Source organism: Martelella radicis (assembly GCF_014196625.1).
Classification (GTDB): Bacteria; Pseudomonadota; Alphaproteobacteria; order Rhizobiales; family Rhizobiaceae; genus Martelella; species Martelella radicis.
Window position 1 is genome coordinate 120,514 of the sequence record NZ_JACIDZ010000005.1, and the last position, 21,741, is coordinate 142,254.

General features: G+C 60.7%; 18 protein-coding genes and 1 tRNA gene. 12 read left to right on the forward strand and 7 right to left on the reverse strand.

Annotation, left to right across the window (positions count from 1 at the left end; all coding sequences use genetic code 11):
- The first annotated feature begins 219 nt into the window (after positions 1 to 219).
- From rhaI to GGR30_RS09340, 3 genes are all read left to right on the forward strand, one after another.
- Positions 220 to 1,506, forward strand: a complete 1,287-nt coding sequence (rhaI, locus tag GGR30_RS09330) for an L-rhamnose catabolism isomerase (RefSeq protein WP_183485334.1) — start codon at positions 220 to 222, stop codon at positions 1,504 to 1,506.
- A gap of 25 nt (positions 1,507 to 1,531) precedes the next feature.
- Positions 1,532 to 1,846, forward strand: a complete 315-nt coding sequence (gene rhaM / locus GGR30_RS09335; RefSeq protein WP_183485337.1) for an L-rhamnose mutarotase — start codon at positions 1,532 to 1,534, stop codon at positions 1,844 to 1,846.
- 159 nt (positions 1,847 to 2,005) lie between these two features.
- Positions 2,006 to 2,884, forward strand: coding sequence for an aldo/keto reductase (locus GGR30_RS09340; protein ID WP_183485341.1), 879 nt, complete (start codon positions 2,006 to 2,008; stop codon positions 2,882 to 2,884).
- A 107-nt stretch (positions 2,885 to 2,991) separates the two neighbouring features.
- On the opposite strand, the gene GGR30_RS09345 is transcribed toward GGR30_RS09340, so the two are convergent.
- Positions 2,992 to 4,356 (reverse strand): TerB family tellurite resistance protein, encoded by a 1,365-nt coding sequence (locus GGR30_RS09345; protein ID WP_183485345.1) that lies wholly within the window; start codon positions 4,354 to 4,356, stop codon positions 2,992 to 2,994.
- A 219-nt stretch (positions 4,357 to 4,575) separates the two neighbouring features.
- Here GGR30_RS09345 and GGR30_RS09350 point away from each other — a divergent pair, with 219 nt between their 5' ends.
- The 5 genes from GGR30_RS09350 (at position 4,576) to GGR30_RS09370 (ending at position 10,647) form a co-directional block, all read left to right on the forward strand.
- Positions 4,576 to 5,556 (forward strand): aldo/keto reductase, encoded by a 981-nt coding sequence (locus GGR30_RS09350; protein ID WP_183485347.1) that lies wholly within the window; start codon positions 4,576 to 4,578, stop codon positions 5,554 to 5,556.
- A gap of 478 nt (positions 5,557 to 6,034) precedes the next feature.
- Complete coding sequence (locus GGR30_RS09355; RefSeq protein WP_183485349.1) at positions 6,035 to 7,300, forward strand: ABC transporter substrate-binding protein; 1,266 nt, start codon at positions 6,035 to 6,037, stop codon at positions 7,298 to 7,300.
- A 304-nt stretch (positions 7,301 to 7,604) separates the two neighbouring features.
- Complete coding sequence (locus GGR30_RS09360; RefSeq protein WP_183485351.1) at positions 7,605 to 8,675, forward strand: carbohydrate ABC transporter permease; 1,071 nt, start codon at positions 7,605 to 7,607, stop codon at positions 8,673 to 8,675.
- A gap of 3 nt (positions 8,676 to 8,678) precedes the next feature.
- Entirely contained in the window at positions 8,679 to 9,560 is an 882-nt protein-coding gene (locus GGR30_RS09365) for a carbohydrate ABC transporter permease (protein WP_183485353.1), read from the forward strand.
- Between the two features lie 13 nt (positions 9,561 to 9,573).
- Complete coding sequence (locus GGR30_RS09370) at positions 9,574 to 10,647, forward strand: ABC transporter ATP-binding protein (protein WP_183485355.1); 1,074 nt, start codon at positions 9,574 to 9,576, stop codon at positions 10,645 to 10,647.
- A gap of 41 nt (positions 10,648 to 10,688) precedes the next feature.
- Here the strand turns inward: GGR30_RS09370 and GGR30_RS09375 are convergent, their stop codons facing one another.
- From GGR30_RS09375 to GGR30_RS09385, 3 genes are read right to left on the reverse strand one after another with little or no spacing between them, the layout of a single operon-like run.
- A complete protein-coding gene (locus GGR30_RS09375) occupies positions 10,689 to 11,753 on the reverse strand; it encodes a TRAP transporter substrate-binding protein (RefSeq protein WP_183485358.1) in 1,065 nt (354 codons plus the stop codon).
- A 35-nt stretch (positions 11,754 to 11,788) separates the two neighbouring features.
- Positions 11,789 to 13,078: a TRAP transporter large permease gene (locus tag GGR30_RS09380; protein WP_183485361.1), complete on the reverse strand. Its 1,290-nt coding sequence runs from the start codon at positions 13,076 to 13,078 to the stop codon at positions 11,789 to 11,791.
- A complete protein-coding gene (locus GGR30_RS09385; RefSeq protein WP_183485364.1) occupies positions 13,078 to 13,668 on the reverse strand; it encodes a TRAP transporter small permease in 591 nt (196 codons plus the stop codon). Before GGR30_RS09385 ends, GGR30_RS09380 begins: the two co-directional genes overlap by 1 nt.
- 404 nt (positions 13,669 to 14,072) lie before the next feature.
- Between GGR30_RS09385 and GGR30_RS09390 the strand changes: the two genes are divergently transcribed.
- On the forward strand, positions 14,073 to 15,296 hold the full coding sequence (locus GGR30_RS09390; protein WP_183485367.1) for a sensor domain-containing phosphodiesterase: 1,224 nt from the start codon (positions 14,073 to 14,075) through the stop codon (positions 15,294 to 15,296).
- Positions 15,297 to 15,331: 35 nt separating this feature from the next.
- On the opposite strand, the gene GGR30_RS23655 is transcribed toward GGR30_RS09390, so the two are convergent.
- The 3 genes from GGR30_RS23655 to GGR30_RS09405 form a co-directional block, all read right to left on the reverse strand.
- Complete coding sequence (locus GGR30_RS23655; protein WP_343066487.1) at positions 15,332 to 17,215, reverse strand: acyltransferase family protein; 1,884 nt, start codon at positions 17,213 to 17,215, stop codon at positions 15,332 to 15,334.
- 785 nt (positions 17,216 to 18,000) lie between these two features.
- Positions 18,001 to 18,087 (reverse strand) — tRNA-Leu (locus tag GGR30_RS09400).
- A gap of 100 nt (positions 18,088 to 18,187) precedes the next feature.
- On the reverse strand, positions 18,188 to 18,490 hold the full coding sequence (locus GGR30_RS09405) for an Rdx family protein (RefSeq protein ID WP_183485371.1): 303 nt from the start codon (positions 18,488 to 18,490) through the stop codon (positions 18,188 to 18,190).
- 139 nt (positions 18,491 to 18,629) lie between these two features.
- Between GGR30_RS09405 and GGR30_RS09410 the strand changes: the two genes are divergently transcribed.
- The 3 genes from GGR30_RS09410 (at position 18,630) to GGR30_RS09420 (ending at position 21,612) form a co-directional block, all read left to right on the forward strand.
- Positions 18,630 to 19,130: a GFA family protein gene (locus GGR30_RS09410; protein WP_183485373.1), complete on the forward strand. Its 501-nt coding sequence runs from the start codon at positions 18,630 to 18,632 to the stop codon at positions 19,128 to 19,130.
- 87 nt (positions 19,131 to 19,217) lie between these two features.
- The gene (omp10, locus tag GGR30_RS23380) at positions 19,218 to 19,826 is read left to right on the forward strand and encodes an outer membrane lipoprotein Omp10 (protein ID WP_246413713.1); all 609 of its coding nucleotides are present in this window, start codon (positions 19,218 to 19,220) and stop codon (positions 19,824 to 19,826) included.
- Between the two features lie 166 nt (positions 19,827 to 19,992).
- Positions 19,993 to 21,612, forward strand: coding sequence for a bifunctional metallophosphatase/5'-nucleotidase (locus GGR30_RS09420; RefSeq protein ID WP_183485375.1), 1,620 nt, complete (start codon positions 19,993 to 19,995; stop codon positions 21,610 to 21,612).
- Positions 21,613 to 21,741 lie beyond the last annotated feature (129 nt).

Genomic DNA, 21,741 nt, shown 5'->3' on the forward strand with positions numbered 1-21,741 from the left:
GCCATAGGACAGAATCAATCTCCCCCCTTGAGGGGGAGATGCCCGACAGGGCAGAGGGGGGTGAACCCTCCCGGAGAGCAAGGTATCTGCGGCTTACGCCCGATACCCCTCTCTGTCGCTTTCGCGACATCTCCCCCTCAAGGGGGGAGATTGGTGGCTGCAGGCTCTTGCGGCTTTCACAAATTCAGCAGGCCCTGTCGCCTGCAACGGGAGGAAATCATGGAAGAGATGATCGACAGCGGCGTGCTTTCCGCAGAAAACGACAAGCGGGCAAAAGACCTCGAGACGGATTACAACGCGCTTGGCGAAAAGCTCGCCCGTCGCGGCGTCAGCATCGATGGCGTGACGGCAAAGGTCGCCGCATACGGCGTGGCCGTGCCCTCCTGGGGTGTGGGCACCGGCGGCACGCGCTTTGCCCGTTTCCCCGGCGTCGGCGAACCACGCCATATCTTCGACAAGCTGGAGGACTGCGCCGTCATCCAGCAACTGACGCGCGCAACGCCGACGGTCTCGCTGCATATCCCATGGGACAAGGTCGATGATCTTTCGGAACTGCGCCAGCGCGGCGAAGCGCTCGGCCTCGGCTTCGACGCGATGAATTCCAACACCTTCCAGGATCAGGAAGGCCAGGAACACTCCTACAAATACGGCTCGCTCTCCCACACCGACGCGGCCACGCGGCAGCAGGCGATCGACCACAACATCGAGTGTTTCGAGATCGGCAAGGCGCTCGGCTCGAAGGCGCTGACCGTGTGGATCGGCGACGGCTCGAACTTTCCCGGCCAGAGCCATTTCACCAAGCAGTTCGAGCGCTATCTGGAGGCGATGAAGAGCATCTACACGGCGTTGCCGGACGACTGGCGCATCTTTTCCGAGCACAAGATCTTCGAACCGGCCTTCTATTCCACCGTGGTGCAGGACTGGGGCACCAACTACCTGATCGCCAAGGAACTCGGCCCCAAGGCCTTCTGCCTCGTCGACCTCGGCCACCATGCGCCGAACGTCAATATCGAGATGATCGTCGCGCGCCTCATCCAGTTCGGCAAGCTGGGCGGTTTCCATTTCAACGACAGCAAATATGGCGATGACGACCTCGATACGGGCTCGATCGATCCGTTCCGCCTGTTTCTGGTGTTCAACGAACTGGTCGATGCCGAGGGTGCGGAAAACTTCAATCCGGCCCATATGCTCGATCAGTCCCACAACGTTACCGACCCGATCGAGAGCCTGATGCGCTCGGCGATCGAGGTTCGCCGCGCCTATGCGCAGGCGCTTCTCGTCGATCGTGCGGCTCTTGCCGGTTTCCAGAACGACAATGACCCGATGATGGCGTCGGAAACGCTGAAGGACGCCTTCCGCACCGATGTCGGCCCGATCCTCGCCATGGCCCGCAAAAACGCCGGCGGCGCTGTCGATCCGATCGCCACCTATCGCGCGGCGGGCTATCGCCAGAAGGTTGCCGGCGTTCGCCCGGCCGTCACGGGTGCGGGCGGCGGCATCGTTTGAGCGACGGCGCAAGCGGGAGACAAACATGGAAACCATCGCATTCCGCATGAACCTCAACGCCGGTCAGGCGGCGGAATACAAGCGCCGCCATGACGAGATCTGGCCGGAACTCGCCACGCTGTTGAAGGAGGCCGGCGTCTCCGACTATTCGATCTGGCTGGATGAGGAGACCCATCATCTGTTCGCTGTGCTGAAACGCACGGACAATCACACGATGGATGCGATCCCGGATGCCGAGATCGCGCAACGCTGGTGGGCCTTCATGGCCGATATCATGGAGACGAATCCGGACAATTCGCCGGTTCAGGTGGAATTGAAGAAGATGTTTCATCTTCATTGATCAGAGGCGGTCGAAGGCGAAATAACGTCGCACGTATTGAAACCGCCTTTCCGCCCGACCATCTCCCCTTGTGTAGATTCCAGACATTGCCGCCGCGCGCCCCGATCCCTTCGGTCATCCTGTCGCGCGGCGATGTTCCACCAGAAATGGGAGAAGACCATGGCTGAAATTCGTGCTGACAAGGCAGGCACTTTTGCGATCGGCGGCGACCTGAAGGTCACGCGCCTCGGCTTCGGCGCGATGCGCGTCACCGGCAGCGGCGTCTGGGGCGAACCGGCCGACCGCGACGGCGCCATCGCCACGCTGAAGCGGCTGCCGGAACTGGGCGTCGATTTCATCGATACCGCAGACAGCTACGGACCGGATGTTTCCGAATGGCTGATCAAGCTGGCCCTGCACCCCTATGGCGACGTCAAGGTCGCGACCAAGGGCGGGCTGACCCGCACCGGGCCCGGCGTCTGGCTTCCGGTCGGTCGGCCGGAATATCTGCGCCAGCAGGTGCACAAGAGCCTGCGCAATCTGGGCGTCGAGAAGATCGACCTCTGGCAGCTTCACCGCATCGACAAGAAGGTGCCGGCCGACGAACAGTTCGGCGCCATCAAGGAATTTCTTGATGAAGGGCTGATCGCCCATGCCGGGCTTTCGGAGGTGTCCGTCGCCGATATCGAAGCCGCCCGCAAGGTCTTCCCCGTGGCGACCGTGCAGAACCGCTACAACCTGGTCGACCGCACCAGCGAGGACGTGCTCGATTACTGCGAAAAGCACAATATCGGCTTCATTCCGTGGTTCCCGCTGGCCGCAGGCGATCTCGCCAAGCCCGGCTCGCTGCTTGATGACATCGCCAGGAAACACGATGCCGCGCCGAGCCAGATCGCCCTTGCCTGGGTGCTGAAGCGCAGCCCGGTCATGCTGCCGATCCCCGGCACGTCCAAGGTGAAGCACCTGGAGGAAAACGTGGCGGCAGCCGAGATCACGCTGTCGGACGAAGAGTTTGCCGCCCTCGATGCGGAAGGCAAGAAGGCCTTCGCCGAGAAGTAGGCCTGATCGGGAAAGTCAAAACTGGGCGTTTCCTTGATTGGCGAACGCCCCTTTTTTGTCCTGCATGCCTGCACGCTGCAAGACTGCTCCATTCAGCGCACAGTTGATCAGGCCCGGTCGCGCGCCTTGAAGAACTCATATGCCTCGTTGAGTTTCTTTGTCTCTTCATCCGCCACCCGACGGATCGTCTCGCTCATGCTGGCGACCCGGTCCGGGTGGTTCTGGCGAATCTTTTCTCGCCAGGCATTCCTGATTGTCGCTGCGTCGGCATTTTGCGCAACGCCGAGAATGTCTGCGTAGAAAGCCTCGCCTTTCTGCTCGCCGGACGGCGTTTCCTCCTGCCTCCGGCCGCTCTCATAAGCGATCCCGAAAACCCCGGCGACATGATCGAGGATTTCGGCCTCGCGCGCCGTCACCGCGCCGTCGGCGGAGGCGATCCTCACGAACAGCTGGAATGCGAGCGCGCGGGCTTCCGGTGTCGCGAGGGTCTCGGCGCACCGCTTGGCGTAAGACTGAAAGGAAGCGCTGTCATCGCGCGCATCGCGGAATACAGCGACTGCCTTGCGGCGCATCTCGGCAGAAAGCTCCAGCCCGTCGACAAAAAAAGCGTCAACTACGGCGATCTCCCTGCGCGAAACAACGCCATCGGCCTTGGCGATCTTGGCCGCGAGCGAGACAATGACAACGACCGCAGGTGGTAGTTCAACCTTGAGCCCGAAGCCATCGGCGATTGTTGCCAGAAGCTCGCGTTGTTCGGGGCTTGTCGAACCATTCGCCGCGACCAGAGCGGTCAGCATGGCAAAAGCTTCTGCGAGAAACGCAACCGAAGCGGCCGGATTGGTTCTGAGGCTCAGGAAATTCCCCATGATGTTGCTATGAGCATGAGCAAGTTTTGCAAAATCACTGAGAGCGTCACGCCGCAGCCTGTCATTTATGCCGGACGCAACCAGCCAGTCATAGACGAGACGCAGTTCAGCAGGGCTCTTCGCTTGGCCTTTGGCATTGGCAGCACAGACCATTCTGGCCAGATCCACTACGTCGATAACCGCGCGCTTGCGCTCACGGATGCTGGGTTGCTTGGCCACCCCTGGTTCGGCTTGCCGCCAGTCTGCCCAGCCGCCCTGTTTCGGGCCGGTTTGCCGCTCATGCTTCCAGCCGCTTGATGCGCGCGCGGCGGCACTGTTGGGAATGAGGAGAAGCAACCATGAAAACGTGCTGAAAAACAAGGAGAGCACCGATAGAAGGGGCAGCCAGAGACCGGCAACACCGGCATCCCTCAGCCGCTTGGTCGCGGCTGCCGCGTAGACCACCAGCGCCGGCAACATCAATAACATGATATACGCGTCGTCGCCGCCTTCACCGATGGCCGCAGCCAGTAGGAACAGCCCACCGGCAACCAATGCGTGGCCAACGAAACCGCCTCGACCGAGCCTACCGCCGAAAGAGACAAGCCCCCGGATAAATTCCTGCATCCTTCCCCCTGATCCTCGCGTTTAGCCGACGCGGCATCTCGATTTCGGCCGGAACCGCCCGTGATTGTTAGCGGCTGACCTCTCCTTCGGTCGTAAAACCTGATGGCGGGCGTGGCAAGCGGGTTGACGAAGTGACCTGTTTGGGCGTCGATTGTCGGCGATCCGCCGTCGGGGCCGAATGGCCTCCTCGGCCTGTTTCTGCTCAGAAAGGACACCCCGATGGAATATGTGAAGCTCGGCCGCACCGGCCTCGACGTCTCCCGCCTCTGCCTCGGCTGCATGACCTATGGCGTGCCCGAACGCGGTTCCCATCCCTGGTCGCTGACGGAGGAGCAGAGCCGCCCCTTCATCCGCAAGGCGGTCGAGGACGGCATCAATTTCTTTGACACCGCCAATGTCTACTCGCTCGGTTCTTCCGAGGAGATCGTCGGCCGGGCACTGAAGGAATTTGCCCGGCGCGAGGAGATCGTGCTCGCCACCAAGGTGATGAACCGCATGCACCAGGGCCCGAACGGCATGGGCCTGTCGCGCAAGGCGATCATGCAGGAAATCGACAACTCGCTTCGCCGTCTCGGTACGGACTACGTCGACCTCTACCAAATCCACCGCTTTGACTATGGCACGCCGATCGAGGAAACGCTCGAGGCGCTTCATGACGTGGTGAAGGCCGGCAAGGCGCGCTATATCGGCGCTTCGTCCATGCACGCTTGGCAGTTCGCCACCATGCTCGCCACCCAGAAGGCCAATGGCTGGGCGAAATTCGTGACCATGCAGAACTATGTGAACCTGCTCTACCGCGAGGAAGAGCGCGAGATGCTGCCGCTTTGTGCGGCCGAAGGCATCGGCGTCATTCCGTGGAGCCCGATGGCGCGCGGCCGCCTGACGCGCCCCTGGGACACGACCACCGGTCGTTCCGAGACAGACGAATTCGGCAAGACGCTTTATGCCGACACGGCCGAATCCGACCGCAAGGTTGTCGATGCCGTCGCCGCAATCGCCAATGAGCGCGGCGTGCCGATGGCCCGTGTAGCGCTCGCCTGGGTGCTGTCGAAGCCGGAAATCTCGGCGCCCATCGTCGGCGCCTCCAAACCCCATCACCTTGATGACGCCGAGGCGGCGCTGGCGCTGAAACTGACGGCGGAAGAGATCGAAAGGCTTGAGGCGCCTTACGTCCCGCACCGCGTGGTTGGGTTCAAATAACGCCCGGCAAACACGGCAACCGGACGAGGCGGTCCGGTATTGCCTAAACAAAACATAGGCCTGCGACATATTGTCCACACCACGTCAGACTCACGGTTGAGGCCGGAGGAACTTTCGTGTTAATGAAGCGTTCCCTAAAAGTTGTGTCCCTGAAACGGGACACGGCGGGGAGGCCACTATTGCCAAAGTACGGGGAGGGTACAGCGGCAATTCCGTAAACGCCGGACGGCACATGTTGCAGTCCTGAGCGGCGGGTGGCCCCCGCCAGCCAAGAAGCCGGACCGCTGATGCGGTCCGGCGGCCGGCCGCTCCCCCGAGACGCATGCCCTTCGTCTCCCCATGGCCTGCCGAGCGCGACGGCGCAGATCAAGTCGTTGTCTGAATATCCCTCCCCACAGCCGTTTCCCGCGGGTGGTTGCCTCCACTCGCCTTCCGCCTCCTCACCGAGGCCCGCACTGTTCAAATCGGAGGATTGACGATGAAGAGAACTGCCCTGGCCCTTGCCACACTGATGACGACCACTGCCCTGCCCGCCGGCGCCTTTGCCGCGACCGAGCTTTCCATGTGGTATCACGGCGCCGGCAACCCGACGGAATCGAGCATTCTCGAGGGGATCGTCTCCGATTTCAACGCAAGCCAGGACGACTGGGAGGTCGTTCTCGAGAGCTTTCCGGAAAATAGCTACAATGATTCCGTGACGGCCGCGGCGCTGGCCGGCAACCTGCCGGATATCATCGACGTTGACGGACCGATCATGCCGAACTGGGCCTGGTCCGGCTACATGCAGCCGCTGCCGATCGACGAAAGCGCGATCGAAGGCTTCCTTCCGGGCGCCATCGGCAAATGGGACGGCCAGATCTACTCGATCGGCCTTTGGGACGCCGCGCTCGCCATGATGACGCGCCAGTCCTACCTCGACGAATACGACATCCGCAAACCGACGCTGGACGATCCCTGGACAGCCGAGGAATTCGACGAAATCCTCGTCAAGCTGAAGGACAGCGGCGATTTCGAATATCCGCTGAACCTCGGCATGGCCGACAATGGCGAATGGTACACCTATGCCTTCCTGCCCTTCCTGCAGTCCTTCGGCGGCGATCTGGTCGACCGTTCCGACTACCAGACCGCGGAGGGCGTGCTGAACGGGGACGAGGCAATCGCCTTCGGCGAATGGTGGCAGTCGCTGTTCGAGCGCGACCTTGCGCCCGGCACCAGCCAGGACCCGGCCGACCACCAGAACGGCTTCATCGACGGTTCCTATGCCATCGACTGGAACGGCAACTGGACGGCGCGCGCCAAGCTCGATGCCTTTGACGACGTCGTCTTCCTGCCGGCGCCCGATTTCGGCAACGGCCCGAAGATCGGCGCGGCGAGCTGGCAGCTCGGCGTCTCGGCAGCATCGGAACATCCCGAAGGCGCGGCGGAGTTCATCGAATTCGCGATCCAGGACAAGTATCTGGCCGAATTCTCCAACGCCATCGGCCTGGTTCCGGCAACGCAGGGCGCCGCCGACATGTCGGAATACTACAAGGAAGGCGCGCCGCTTGCCGTCTTCTACGGCCTCTCCGACGCGCAAGGGTCGCTCCGGCCGGTTACGCCGGGCTATGTGGTCGAAACCAGCGTGTTCCAGAAGGCGATTTCCGACATGGCCAACGGCGCCGATGTCGCCGACACGCTCGACGGCGCGGTGGACGAGATCGACACCGATATCGACCGCAACCAGGGCTATGGCCACAACGGTTGAGTTGCAGGGGGCTGGCATCGGTCGGCCCCTTTGTTTTGTTGGGGAAGGGTTAGCGAAGGCGTGATCCGCCCCCCAATCTCCCCCCTTGAGGGGGAGATGTCGCGAAAGCGACAGAGGGGGTAATGGGCACAAGCTGCCAGCGCCCTGCTCCCGGAAAGGGTTCACCCCTCTCTGCCCTGCCGGGCATCTCCCCCTCAAGGGGGGAGATCGAATCGTGGCGAGGCATCGAATAGCTCGAGAGCTTGGATTTTCGAGGAAGGGCAACCCTTAGGGCCCGCTGCTACTTCACTGCAAGGACAAACACATGAGCCGGAAACTGACGGAGAACAATGGGGCGGGCTGGGCCTTTGCCGCGCCGTCGATCCTGCTCATCGGGCTCTTCATCATCCTGCCCTTCTTCCTCGCCATCGGCTTTTCGCTCACCGACCAGCGGCTGATCTCGCCGAACCCGACGCGTTATGTCGGCATGGAAAACTACCGCGACCTGCTCGGTCTCAACGTCATCAGGATCGAGCCCGAACGCGATGACAGCGGCCAGTTGGCGCGCGATGATGACGGCGCGCTGGAATATCCGCGCGTTCGTTCCTTCACCCGCTCCGACGACTATCCGCAATATCGCGGCATGCGCGAATGGTTCCGGGTTCATGCGGGCAACACCGCCTATGTGGTGGTGGCGCGCGATGTCGTGTTCATGAAGGCGCTGACCAACACACTTGTTTTCGTCGCGGTCACGGCGCCCGTCCAGGCGGGGCTGGCGCTCTGCCTGGCGCTGTTGATCAACCAGCGGCTTCGCGGCGTCAACGTCTTCCGCGCGCTGTTCTTCATGCCGGTCGTGGTTTCCATCGTCGTCGTGTCGCTGCTCTGGCGCTTCATCTATGACGGCAATGACGGGCTTCTCAATGCCCTTCTTTCCGGCATGACCTTCGGCCTGTTCCAGCCGATCGACTGGCTCGGCAATACCCAGACCGCGCTCGGCTCGATCATCGCAATGTCGATCTGGCAGGCGGTCGGCTTCCACATGGTCATCTGGCTTGCCGGCCTGCAGACCATCTCGCCGACGCTTTACGAGGCCGCGGCGATCGAGGGCTCATCGAAATGGCAGACCTTCCGCTATGTCACCTGGCCGGGGCTCAGGAACACAGCCGTCCTCGTGCTCGTCGTCATCACCATGCAGTGCTTCGCCGTCTTCGCCCAGATCGACGTGATGACCAAGGGCGGGCCGCTCGATTCGACCCAGACGCTCGTCTACCAGGCGGTCGAGCGCGGCTATGGGCGACAGGATATCTCCGGCGGATCGGCGATCTCGGTCGTGCTGTTCGTGCTGGTGCTCGCGATCTCGCTGGCGCAGCGCTATTTCACCCGGGAAAGGAGCTAAGGAATGGCCGCACTTTCCGGTGACAATCATGGGCTCAGACTTTTCACCCGCTATCTCGTTCTGGTGCTGGTGGCGCTGGTCTTCGTTCTGCCGCTGCTGTTCATGGTGATGTCGTCGCTGAAGCCCGACGCCCAGCTTCTGCGCGACACCTCATCGCTGCGCGCTTTCCTGCCCGTCGGCGACATCAGCCTGCAGAACTATGCCGATGCCTTCGAACGCGCGCCGATCGGCCTGTTCGTCTTCAATTCGGTGATGATCACCACGCTGACCGTGCTGGCCTCGCTGTTCTTATGCTCGCTCGGCGCGTTCTCCTTCACCTTCGTGCGCTGGCGCGGAAACGCGATCGTGCTCTCGATCGTGCTCGCCACGCTGATCATCCCGTTCGAGACCATCGCCATTCCGCTGCTGCTGTTCGTCTCGCGCCTGCCATGGGTCGGGCTGGACGGGCTCACCTGGGGTTGGCTCAACACCTACCGCGTCCAGATCATTCCGTGGATCGCCGATGCGCTGACGGTTTTCCTGTTCGTGCAGTATTTCAAGGACCTGCCGCGCGAACTGATCGAGGCGGCGCGGGCCGAGGGCGCAAGCTGGTGGCAGATCTATCGCCGCGTGGTGATGCCGCTGTCGGGTCCGGTGATCGCCACGGCAGCGATCCTCAAGGCGCTGAAAATGTACAATGAACAATATCTCTGGCCGCTGATCGTGGTCCAGGACGAGGCGCACCGGCCGATCATGGTCGGGCTTGGCTATTTCTTCCAGCTCAACGTGCCCTGGGGCGAGGTGATGGCGTATCTGTCGATGATCACCATCCCGGTTCTCGTCTTCTATCTGGTGCTGCAGCGCGCCTTCATCGCATCCATCGCATCGACCGGCGTCAAGGGCTGAGGGGAGAAACAAAATGGCAGAACTGGCGCTCAAGGACGTCCGCAAATCCTTCGGCAAGGTCGAGGTCATCAAGGGCGTCGACCTTCAGATCAATGATGGCGAATTCGTCGTCTTCGTCGGCCCGTCGGGGTGCGGAAAATCCACGCTTTTGAGAATGATCGCAGGCCTTGAGGACATTACCGACGGCACGCTCGAGATCGGGGGGGCGCGCGTCAACGACCTGCAGCCGAAGGAACGCGGCATTGCCATGGTGTTCCAGACCTATGCGATCTTTCCGCATATGTCGGTGCGCGAGAATGTCGCCTTCGGGCTGACGATTGCGGGCGTCCCCAAGGCAGAGAAGGAGGAAGCCGTCCAGCGGGCGGCGCGCATCCTGCAGATGGAGCACCTGCTCGACCGCCGCCCCTCGCAGCTTTCCGGCGGCCAGCGCCAGCGCGTGGCCATCGGCCGGGCGATCGTGCGCAACCCAAGCGTTTTCCTGTTCGACGAGCCGTTGTCGAACCTTGACGCCGCGCTCAGGATGGACATGCGCATGGAGATCGGCAAGCTGCACAACCAGCTCGGCGCGACGATGATCTATGTGACCCATGACCAGGTCGAGGCGATGACGCTTGCCGACCGGATCGTGGTCCTGAAGGATGGCGAGGTGCAGCAGGTCGGCAGTCCGATGGAGCTCTACCACGAACCCGCCAACCTTTTCGTCGCCGGCTTCATCGGTTCGCCCTCGATGAACTTCATGGATGTCGATATTGTCGAGAAGGACGGCGATGCGATGACCGTGCAATCGGAAGCGCTCGATCCGGTCACGATTCCAGCGACTCGGTTCGATTTTTCGGAGACGTCAAAGGCCCGGCTGGGGCTCAGGCCGCAATATCTCGATGTGGTCGAGGACGGCACGGCGGGCGGGCTGCACGGCACGGTGTCACTTGTCGAGCGGCTCGGCACGGAAACGGTGATCAATGTCGAGCTTTCGCGCGGCGGCCGCATCGTCGCCGCACTTTCCGAAGACCGCCCGCTTGAAACCGGCAGCGAGATCACCCTCGTCTTCGAACCCGCCAAGGCACATCTCTTTCCCGTCGACGGATAAACGCCCCGACCGGCGGGCCGGGGCGCCGACTTCAACAAAAGTCAGTTGGCGATTTCCACCGCGCGCTGTTCATTGACCGTGGCTTCCGCCTCGTCAACGGCCGCGGTGAAGCTGGCAAAGATGTCCTCGCCGCCCGGCACCGAAGACTTGAACCAGTCGAAGACCGGATCGACAGCGGCCTTGAACTCGGCCTTCTCTGCCTCGCTCGGCACGTAGATCTCGCCGCCGGCTTCAAGAAAGCCCTCATAGGCGGCGATTTCCTTGCGCTTGGGGCTGGCAAAGGTTGCCTGCTGCAGCGCGTAGAAGGCGTCAGCCACGATCGTCTTCTGGTCTTCCGTAAGGCTCTGGAACCGTTCGTTCGACATCCACCAGAAGGCGGCCATGTAGGAATGGCGGTCGAGCGTGATGAATTTCAGCCCCGCATCGGTGAACTTCATGTTCATGATGTCGGTAATGCCGTTGGCCGTGCCTTGCACCACGCCGGTCTGAAGCGAGGTGAAGAGTTCCGGCCAGGCGATCGGCGTCGGCGAGGCGCCGAGCGCGCGCACCAGTTCCTGCGGCAGTTCCGCCGGCACGGTGCGCAGCTTCATGCCCTTCATGTCGGCGGGCGTTTTGATCGTGTGCTCGGTATTGGCGAAATTGCGCCAGCCGCCCGTATTGCCGATCGTCATCAGGCGGATCGTGTCGCCGCTGTCGGCAAGCGCCAGGTCGCGCAGTTCCGTGGTGAACGGACCCGACAGCACTTCCTCGGCCACACGGTCGTCATTCATCAGATACGGCAGATCGAGGATCTGCAGATAGGGGAAAAGCCCTGCCGCGCCGCCCGAAGTCGACATGTAGACATCGATCGTGCCGTCTGCGATGCCCTGCAGGCATTCCTCGCCCGTGGCGCAGATCTGCGTGCCCATGAAAATCTCGACAGCGATCGCGCCATTGGAGGCGTTCTCGATATAGTTCTTGAAGACGACGAGACCGTCATAATCCTCGTCATTCTCGTTGGAATTGGCCGTCGCGCGCAGCGTGATGTCGGCGGCGGCGGCAATCTGGCCCGCCGAGACGGCAAGCGCACCGGCGACGAGCGCCGTCTTGATCATGTCCTTGAGCATGTCAGTCCTCCCTGTGTTTTGCTTATATTGCATGTTTACTCCAGAAATCCGAACAGCCGCGGCAAGGTCAGGCTGATCGCGGGAATATAGGTGATCATGAAGATGATCACGGCTTCGACGGCCAGAAACGGCAGCACGGCGCGCGCCACGGTCTCGACGCTCAGCCGCGACACCGACGACGTGACGAACAGAACCAGCCCCATGGGCGGCGTCAGAAGACCGACGGTCAGGTTGACCGCCATGATGATGGCGAAATGAACCGGATCGACGCCCATGTTCAGGAAGACCGGCCCCAGGATCGGCCCGAGGATGATGATCGCCGGACCGGCATCGAGAAACATGCCGACGACAAAGAGCAGGATGTTGATCAAGAACAGCAGGATCAGCGGGTTCTCCGTCAGCCCCAGCAGGACCGAGGCGAGAAGCTCGGGCGTGTGCGACAGCGAGGCCACCGTCTTGAAGGCCATGGCGGCACCCACCAGCAGCAGCACGACCGAAGACGTAAGTCCCGAACGCATCAATATGCCCGGCACATCGCGCACATGAAGCGAGCGCAGCACGAAGAAGCCGATGAAGAAGGCATAGGCCACCGCGATCGCCGAGGCTTCCGTCGGCGTGAACACGCCGCCCAGAATGCCGCCCATGATGATGATCGGCGTCAGGAGCGGCCAGAAGGCCTTCAGACTGGCATTGCCGCGCGTCTTCCAGTCGGCTTTTTCCGTCGCGGCCGGAAGCCCCTCGCGGTCGGCCAGCAAGCGCACCAGCACCATCAGCGACACGCCGATCAGAATGCCCGGCACAATGCCCGCCAGAAACAGCGCCGCAACGCTTTCGCCCATCACATAGGCATAGATGATCATGATGCCCGACGGCGGGATGATCGGTCCGATGATCGATGAGGCGGCGGTGACGGCGGCGGCAAACTTCCGGGAATAGCCCTGTTTTTCCATCGCCGGGATCATCATCGCGCCGAGCGCGGAGACGTCGGCGACCGCAGAGCCGGAAAGCCCGGCAAACAGCATGGAGGAGAGGATATTCACATGGGCAAGGCCAGCGCGAAAATGACCGATCACGGCCTGCGAAAACTCCACCAGCCGCTCGGTGATGCCGGCCCGATTCATCAATTCGCCGGCCAGCATGAAGAACGGCACCGCCATCAGCGGGAAGGAATCCATGCCGTTATAGACGTTGCGGTAGAGCAGCACGATGTCGCGCTCCTGCCCGTTGAACCACAGGAGAGCCGCCGGCGCGGCAATGAGGGCAAACAGCACCGGCAGGCCGCAGAACAGGAACACCAGGAAGAGCGGCAGAAACAGGCTCAGCATCACTCCGCCTCCAGCGCGACGCCGCTCTCAAGCGATTTCAGCCGATCGCCCGCGCCGAAAAGGTCAGCAAGCAGCCGCACTATCAGCTCGATGTTGACGGAGAACATCATGGTGACGCCGGTTGCAAGCGACGCCATCATCCAGGCGCGCGGCACCTTCATCCATGCGGAGAAATCGAGTGCCGTCGGCAGCATCAGCGACGGCATGGTGAAGCGTCCGCCAATCCCCGTCACCTCGTTCCATCCGATATCGATCGCCCACCACAGGACGATGGCCGAGACAAGAAGAAGGACCAGGTTGAGGATGGCCGCCGGCCTTTCCGGCAGGAAGCGCTTGATCGTGTCGATGCTGATGAAGCCGCCGTGGCGAAAGGCGGTCGGAGCCATCAGGCTCACCATCCACAGCATCAGGAAACGGGCGAGTTCCTCCGTCCAGGCGAGCGCGTCGTTGAGCACATAACGGAAGAAGACCTGCACCAGGATCACGACGACCATCAGCCCCATCAGCAAGGCGCCCGTCCAGCGGCCGAGCGCCAGCACCGGGCCGTTGATCCGCGAAAAGACTGAAGCTGCGGCCAGCAGTAGAAACATCCGTTCACCCGTCTTGCATCTTCCGGACCATGCTGCACGGCCAAAAGGCGTGTAGAACGCCCCGCCGACGCAGAAGCCCGGCGCCCTGTCTAGCCCAGCCGGCGCGCCTCCGCACGGTTTTTTCTGAAGAAATCAACGATTGCGGCCGTCTGCCGCCAATCCGAGAAACAACCACAAGCGCGAATCGATCCGCAGCAGGGCGGGGCGGTCACGTCTGTTTTACCAGGAATGGTGCTGGACGGGCCCGTTCCGGCGCATATACTCGTTCCATAACAGAACCGGTGCGCATTGCGGAACGAAGGGATCGCGGCCTTTCACCCCGACACGGTTCAATAAAAACGAAGCCCGGCCTGCGGTCCTTATTAGGACGCGCAAGCGTCCCGTATTCGGAAAGGCCAACCACGATGAGCCGCCTGCCCCTCAAACTCGAATTCGACGGTCCGTCGGACAACGGGGATACGCTCGACCTCATTCTCGAGACCGTCCGCACCCATTTCGAAATGCAGGTGGCCTATGTGTCCGAGATCGTGGACGGCAATTCGATATTCCGTGCCGTCAGCGCCCCGGGTTTGGAAGCGCTTGCATTTCCCGGCGCCGTCTACAGCCTGCAGGAAGTCTACTGCCAGCATATTCTTGACGGCCGGCTGCCGAGCGTGATGGCCGATACAGCGGCCCATCCGCTGGCCGTTTCGATGCCGATCACCACGAACGTTCCGATCGGCAGCCATCTGAGCGTTCCCGTCTACCGCGATGACGGGTCGGTCTTCGGCATGTTCTGCTGCCTGCGCTCGACCCCGCATCCGACGCTCGGCGAGCGCGATCTGAAGATCATGGAAACCTTCGCCAACCTGGCCAGTCGACAGATCAATGCGGGCTTGCGCCGCCGCAGCGAAGCCGCCGCCGCCGCACGTCGCATCGACAGCGCGCTCGAGGGCGATGCGTTGCGCATCGTGCTCCAGCCGATCGTCTCGCTCGAGACCGGCGCGCCGATCAAATTCGAGGCGCTGTCGCGCTTTGCCGGGGACCCCTACCGCCCGCCGAACCTCTGGTATGAGGAGGCAAGCGCGATCGGACGCCAGGTTGATCTGGAAGCGCTGTCGATCGTCAAGGCGCTTTCGCTTTTTGATCGGCTTCCACCCGATGTCACGATCGGCGTCAACGCCTCGCCGGAAACCATCGCCACGGGCGTTCTCGCCGATATCATCCGCACCAAGGACCCGGCGCGGGTGGTGGTGGAGGTAACCGAGCATGATATCGTGGAGGATCACGAGCGGCTGGGGCTCGAGCTTGACCGATTGAGATCGCTCGGCGTCAGAACGGCGGTGGACGATGTCGGTGCCGGCTTTTCAGGCCTTCTCGCCCTGTTGCGGATGAGACCCGACATCCTGAAGCTCGACATCGGGCTGATCCGCGATATCGACACGAATCCGGCAAAACAGGCGCTCGTCGCCGGCATGGTCCATTTCGCCGAGCAGACCGGAGCAACCACGATCGCAGAGGGCGTGGAAACGGAAGCCGAGCGCGCCACCCTGCGCCAGCTCAGGGTGCAACACGGCCAGGGCTACCTCTTTGCCAAACCGATGGAAGTCGAAGACGCCAAAGCCTGGCTGGCGGCAAGGTGCGGCTAAGGTAGCCGGAGTTCCGAGGAAACAGGACCCATAGGCTATTGCTGCCCTACAAGTCGCTTGAGTTCGGGGACTAGCTTCATGGCGCTCGTTTCAGAGATATGAACGTTGTCGATCAAGCCATATTCGCCGTCAAACAGATCGCACCCTTCGTCTTGCTGGCAAAGAACCGAAATGAGGTCCAATCTCGATGCCAGGGTCTCGTCCGGAAGCAGCGTTTTGAACATTTCATTATCTTCTCTGTTCTCGCTGAACGCCCCTGCGCCACATAGACTGCTGTCCTTGCCCAAATAGGTTGAACGAACATAACAATTATAGGTCGTACCCGAGCCAACAGGCGCCACCGTGGCCACCACGGGAGTACCGCCAAGACCTCGGACTAGTTCGGCGCTCTCGGTCAACCTCCGCGAAAGCAGTTGTAACGAGTTATCAAAGCTCTCTTTCGCTCCATCCTCCTTGAGCAGCCCCTTGCCTGAAACATAAGACGACCATTTGCCAGCGACGATCACAGCGCGAAGGCTCGGTATCTCGTGAAGCCTTTCAAGGACATTGGTGTTGAACTGCCGGCAGGCAGAGCGCATCTCGTTGCTGGGCAACATTTCGACATCCGGTATCGGAGGGCAACCTGCCTTGGTCAGGATCATTCCGGAATAGCCCTCAGCTTCGACAAGAGCCCGGAAAGCCGGAATTAACTGAGCCGCATGAGAATCTCCCCACAAAACCAGTGTGGGTGAACTGTCGGGGTCCCCGATGGTGCAGACACCTGATTGCGGCAGCAAGTCTCCTCGCACCATGCACGGATGGCCCTGAAATATCTGAACTTCCTGCTTCGATTGCACTATCCATTCCGGCATATCATGCCGTGCCGGAAAGCCGTGGGTTTTAATGAGAAAGAAAGAACAGGTGAGAACCAAAGTGATAGAAAAAGCTGCAAACGGCACCCAGAACCTCAAATTCGCCAGTGTCGCTGACCGGCGCCGGATTGAAGGCTCGACAAGGGTTACGATGGCATAGGATGACAGCAACATCAGCAAAAGCTGACCGGTAATGACAACTATGCCGGGCTCGACAGGAGAAGCGAGTCCCCAGAACACGATAATGGGCCAATGAACCAGATAGAGAGGATAAGAGAGCCTGCCAATAAAGGTCATCAACCCACCCGCAAGGATCCCGGAACACGGGTTGCCGAACTGCCCGGCGTACAGGATCAATGATGTTCCAACAACAGGAATGAGCGCACTGAACCCTGGGAACGGCGTTAACTCTGAATAATTGAAAAACGCATAGCCCAAAAGCAACGAGCCGATCAGGAAGATTGCTGTCGCCGTCAGCTTTCCAAGCTCCAGCCGGCCTTTTCCTGCAAGTCCCAGAATACCGCCGAGCGCAAGCTCCCAGGCGCGCGTCGGCAGCATGAAGTACGAGAAGCTGGGATTTGTTGCCAAAACAGCCTGCGACCAATACAAGCTCGCGCCAGCCACAAGGATCAGGCTTGCGATCACTCCTTTCCGGCCAAGAAATCTCGATGCGATGAACAGCAAAATCGGCCAGAAAATGTAGAACTGCTCCTCGACGCCAAGCGACCAGGTGTGAAGCAAAGGCTCCTCTGCCGAGTTCGCTCCGAAATAATTATCCCGCCGGTAAAAAACGATATTTGAAATGGAAAGCGCCGCGCCAGCCAAACTCTTTCCATATCGTACAAGCTCTTCCGGATAAAGAATAAAATAAGCAAAAACCGATGTAAATATTAATGTAACAAAAAGCGCTGGAAATATCCTTCGAACACGCCGAATGTAAAATTCAATAATTGAAAATTTACCGGCCTCTATCCTGTTTGCAATATCCTGCGTTATCAGAAATCCGGATATAACAAAAAACACATCGACGCCAACATATCCCCCCCGAGATAAAGTCGAATCCCATATGGAACAAAACGACCGAAATCACAGCTACCGCTCTCATTCCGTCGATGTCAGGTCTAAATTGTATAAATCTGCTTTTGTTCAGCGCCTCAGCGCCCATTCGAGAATCATTCATTGGAAAAACTTCTATTCTGAAATCTCGCTGTAGTGGCGAGCGGCTCTGAGTTAAAACTTAGCTATACGAAAAGATACAATCGGAAATTCGAGCGAAATGTCTACAGACATTTTCATGAGGAATTGCCATATTGCAACCCTATTTTATTGCCCCGCGTCGGCGCAGTCTGAATGGTTTCTTCTCCAGGCACGCCGAAATTGCTGGAGACTTCAATCAAAGAAAAAACAGTATCTGGGGTCGGCTGGACGTGCCCATATGCTCGACAGATGGATGAGGTGGGCTGCCGCAAACGGGCCAATCGATCTGGCGACGTTGCGAAGAAGACGGAAATCATGGGGCGAAAGGTCAGGAATGCGTGCCGGGCGAGCACAATTCGCGCAAGAGCCCGCTCTTTCTTCCGAGACGAACTCAAACATCCACTGCAGTAATGATTTTCTTCACAGAGGGTACAGCTTGGCGCTCGAGCCATTTTCAGTTGCCGGGCGAGTTCGCAGACTGCCGCCGATCGCCCCCAAAATCTGCTATCATGCTGACGCTCAATCCGAACAAGCAAAACGCCTGGCGGGCGGCACTTAGTACGCCATGGCAATCAAAACCGAGGAAGGCAACATGTCTCGATGTGAGGGATTTTGCGCGAAAAGCGCAAACATATCAAGAACTTGAAAATGTGAATTGGTGCCCAGAAGAGGACTCGAACCTCCACACCCTTGCGAGTACCAGCACCTGAAGCTGGCGCGTCTACCAATTCCGCCATCTGGGCAACGACCGCTCGTTTAAGAGACCCGGCGGGTTTCGTCAACGGGTATTTGACGTTTTGACGACAAAAATTTTGCCCGCCCCGCCGGACGGGCGCGCAGGCCTCAGTCTTCGGCCTTCTGCGCGTCCGTGCGGTCGACATGGCCGAGGTCGCGTTCGGGGTCGACGATATCGCGGATCATCTGCTTCAGTTCCTTCGGTCCGGGAAAGCCGCCGTCGCGCTTGCGCTCCCAAACCAGCGCGTCATCGACCCGGATTTCGAATATGCCGCCGGTTCCGGGCTTCAGCGTCACCGCGCCGAGCTCGAGCGAAAAGGTCGAGAGCAGCTCCTGCGCCATCCAGGCCGAGCGCATCAGCCAGTTGCACATGCTGCAATATTCAATGGTCACCACCGGTTTCTCGCTCATCGGGCATTCCTGTTTCTGCGGTTTCGCTTCCGCGTTCCATAGTCGCATGACCAAACGCAAGACAATAGTGCCTGCGGGATTTATCCTAAGGCTCTGTTTTCATGATAGCCTGGGCGAAATCGGAAGGGAGGAGCCTGTCATGACGGAAGAGGTCTTCGAGGGCGGTTGTTTCTGCGGCGCGGTACGCTTTGCCATGCACGGACGGCCGATGGTTGTTCACGCCTGTCACTGCAAGGACTGTCAGCGGCAATCGGGCGGTCCCTTCGTCATCAACGGGCTGATCGAGGCGGACGGGATCAGGCTGGCAAAGGGTAAGCCCGCATGCCGCACGCTTGCCACCGACAGCGGTTATCCGCATGATGTCTATTTCTGCGCCGATTGCGGCTCGGCCCTGTGGAGCGACTACGGCCGGCGCGGCTGGATGCTGTTCTTGCGCATCGCCACGCTCGATGCGCCGGAAAGTTTCGTTCCCGACGTTCATATCTACACGGTTTCGAAATTGCCCTGGCTGCCGCTGCCCGACGGGGTGCCAAGCTTCGAACACTATTACGACATGAAGACCGGATGGTCGGCCGACAGCCTCGCACGGCGGAGAAAAGCACGGGCGCTCGCCGAGAAAAAGGGAGACAACCCGGCCTGATTTGCGCGACGGCGGGAACCAAAAGCCTGCTCGGCGGTTGCTTTTTCAGGCAAAATAGGCCTTTCTAGCGCAAAGACAGGACCGCAGATGAGTATCAAAGTGAAACCGTTCCTCGCCACAACCCTTACTGCCTGCGCCGTTCTTCTGGCGGGCTGCACCACCTATGAGCAGCCGCGCAACCTGCCCGCGCCCACCCAGCCGCAGACCCCGCGCACCGCCGTGGATGGCCAGTGGCTGGACAAGGACGGCATTATTTCGAGCTTCTCCGCCGGCCAGTTCGAAACCCGCACGACGGATTCCAACCAGGTGCTTGCCGTCGGCAGCTACACGGTCAACGGGAACGTGGTCGAGATCGATGTCACCTCGGTGCTGCGCCAGACCCGTTCGCGCGTCAACTGCGCCATTGCCGCACCCTATCTGATGAACTGCACGCCGAGCCAGGGCGGCCGCTTCTCGCTGTACAAGCCGGCGGCAGCGCCTATCGGCTTCACCCTGGACGACGCGGCCGCCATGGCGGCAAATGCGACCCAGCAGCAGATGGCGCCCGGCGCCACAATGGGCGGCCAGCAGATGGGCGCCGCCCAACAGCAGATGGGCAGCCAGACCTATTCGACCGCCAATCCATCAAGCACCTATCCGGCAGCAACGGCCCCTGGCGTCAACTTCTCCACGATGCAAAGTAGTTCCAACTACTAGGGCCAGGCGGGTCAAAACGGCTCTTTGAGAGGCCAGTGGGCTGCAAACGCCTCTCAAACATCAATTCGAGGCTTGACGGCCCGCCTAAAATCATCGTCACATTCCATGGCTATACTCGGCACCGGGGCCTAAGCGCCGCGCCCTTTCTTCGAACCAGGAGTCCGCCATGCATTCCCTTTCCAAAGCCGCCCTGCTCGCGGCGTCCGTGCTGTCGCTTTCGGCCGGCAGCGCGTTTGCCGATTTTGAGCTCGAGATCCTGCACAACAACGATTTCCACTCGCGTTTCGATTCGATCAACAAATATGATTCCAGCTGCTCGGCGGAAGACGATGCTGCTGGCGATTGCTTCGGCGGCGCGGCGCGGCTCCTGACGGCGATCAATGAGACCCGTGATGCGCTGAAAGCGGACGGCAAGAACGTGATCCTGCTGAACGCCGGCGACAATTTCCAGGGTTCGCTGTTCTACACCTTCTACAAGGGAGAGATGGAAGGCGAGTTCATGAACATGGCCGGCTACGACGCGATGACCGTCGGCAACCATGAATTCGACGACAGCGAGGACGGGCTGAAGACCTTCCTCGATATCGTCACCTTTCCCGTGGTCACGGCCAATGTGAAGACCAATGCCGATTCGACCGTCAACGACATGATCGAGCCGTCGATCATCCTCGACATCGACGGCGAGAAGGTCGGCATCATCGGCGCCGTTACCAATGACACGCCGGAAATTGCCTCGCCGGGCAAGAATATCGACATCACCGTCGATGTCGACGCGATCACGGCTGAGGTCGAGAAGCTTCAGGGCGAAGGCGTCAACAAGATCATCGCGCTCACCCATGTGGGCTATCCGCGCGATCTCGCGGCGATCGCCGTGATCCCGGGCGTCGATGTCGTCGTCGGCGGTCACTCGCACACGCTCTTGTCCAACACCGACGAGAAGGCCGCTGGCCCCTACCCGACCATGGTCGACAATCCGGATGGCTATCAGGTGCCGGTGGTTCAGGCCAACCAGTACGGCAAATATCTCGGCGACCTCAATGTCGTCTTCAACGACGAGGGCGTCGTCACCTCGGCCAAGGGCGACCCGATCCTTCTCGATGCGTCCTTCAGCCCGAATGAGGATGTTGCCGCCTGGATTTCGGAAAAGGCCGGCCCCATCGAAGAACTGAAGATGGAGGAGGTCGGCGAGACGACCGCCCAGATCGTCGGCGAACGCGACGTCTGCCGTGCCGAGGAATGCCCGATGGGCAATCTCGTAGCCGACGCCATGGTTGACCGCGTTGCCGACCAGGGCGTCACCATTGCCATTCAGAATGGCGGCGGCGTGCGCGCCTCCATCGATCCCGGCGTTGTCACCATGGGCGAGGTCCTGACCGTGCTGCCCTTCCAGAACACGATCGCCACTTTCCAGCTCAAGGGGTCCGATATCGTTGCGGCACTGGAAAACGGCCTGTCCCAGATCGAGGACGGCGGCGGCCGCTATCCGCAGGTCTCCGGGCTCAAATACACCTATGATGCCAGCAAGGAGCCGGGCAGCCGGGTCGTGTCCGTCGAGGTCGAAACCGGCGAGGATGAGTTCGCCCCCATCGATCCCGAAACGGTCTATGGCGTCGTCACCAACAACTACATGCGCGGCGGCGGCGACGGCTATGCGGTCTTCGCCGAAAAGGGCATGAACGCCTATGACTTCGGCCCGAACCTGGAAGAGGCCGTTGCCGAATATCTCGGCGAGAACAGCCCATACACGCCCTATGTGGACGGCCGCATCACCAATGTCGCCAAATAAGGCTTCAGTCTGAAAGCACCCAGGCGGCCCGGCATTGTCGGGCCGTTTGCTTTTTCGCGAAGCGGTGCGGCAATTTCGCGGTCTGGCGGGGCATGGGCTTCGTATCTATATAGGGCGAAAGGTCCGGCG

Bases quoted from the DNA above. Each gene is read 5' to 3' on its own strand.
- GGR30_RS09340 (WP_183485341.1), top strand. From the start codon at position 2,006: ATGGCTGAAATTCGTGCTGACAAGGCAGGCACTTTTGCGATCGGCGGC.
- GGR30_RS09410 (WP_183485373.1), top strand. From the start codon at position 18,630: ATGACGGAAGAGGTCTTCGAGGGCGGTTGTTTCTGCGGCGCGGTACGC.
- GGR30_RS09345 (WP_183485345.1), bottom strand. From the start codon at position 4,356: ATGCAGGAATTTATCCGGGGGCTTGTCTCTTTCGGCGGTAGGCTCGGT.
- GGR30_RS09360 (WP_183485351.1), top strand. From the start codon at position 7,605: ATGAGCCGGAAACTGACGGAGAACAATGGGGCGGGCTGGGCCTTTGCC.
- GGR30_RS09370 (WP_183485355.1), top strand. From the start codon at position 9,574: ATGGCAGAACTGGCGCTCAAGGACGTCCGCAAATCCTTCGGCAAGGTC.
- GGR30_RS09390 (WP_183485367.1), top strand. From the start codon at position 14,073: ATGAGCCGCCTGCCCCTCAAACTCGAATTCGACGGTCCGTCGGACAAC.
- GGR30_RS09365 (WP_183485353.1), top strand. From the start codon at position 8,679: ATGGCCGCACTTTCCGGTGACAATCATGGGCTCAGACTTTTCACCCGC.
- rhaI (WP_183485334.1), top strand. From the start codon at position 220: ATGGAAGAGATGATCGACAGCGGCGTGCTTTCCGCAGAAAACGACAAG.
- GGR30_RS09355 (WP_183485349.1), top strand. From the start codon at position 6,035: ATGAAGAGAACTGCCCTGGCCCTTGCCACACTGATGACGACCACTGCC.
- GGR30_RS09350 (WP_183485347.1), top strand. From the start codon at position 4,576: ATGGAATATGTGAAGCTCGGCCGCACCGGCCTCGACGTCTCCCGCCTC.
- GGR30_RS09385 (WP_183485364.1), bottom strand. From the start codon at position 13,668: ATGTTTCTACTGCTGGCCGCAGCTTCAGTCTTTTCGCGGATCAACGGC.
- omp10 (WP_246413713.1), top strand. From the start codon at position 19,218: ATGAGTATCAAAGTGAAACCGTTCCTCGCCACAACCCTTACTGCCTGC.
- GGR30_RS09405 (WP_183485371.1), bottom strand. From the start codon at position 18,490: ATGAGCGAGAAACCGGTGGTGACCATTGAATATTGCAGCATGTGCAAC.
- GGR30_RS09420 (WP_183485375.1), top strand. From the start codon at position 19,993: ATGCATTCCCTTTCCAAAGCCGCCCTGCTCGCGGCGTCCGTGCTGTCG.
- GGR30_RS09380 (WP_183485361.1), bottom strand. From the start codon at position 13,078: ATGCTGAGCCTGTTTCTGCCGCTCTTCCTGGTGTTCCTGTTCTGCGGC.
- GGR30_RS09375 (WP_183485358.1), bottom strand. From the start codon at position 11,753: ATGCTCAAGGACATGATCAAGACGGCGCTCGTCGCCGGTGCGCTTGCC.
- rhaM (WP_183485337.1), top strand. From the start codon at position 1,532: ATGGAAACCATCGCATTCCGCATGAACCTCAACGCCGGTCAGGCGGCG.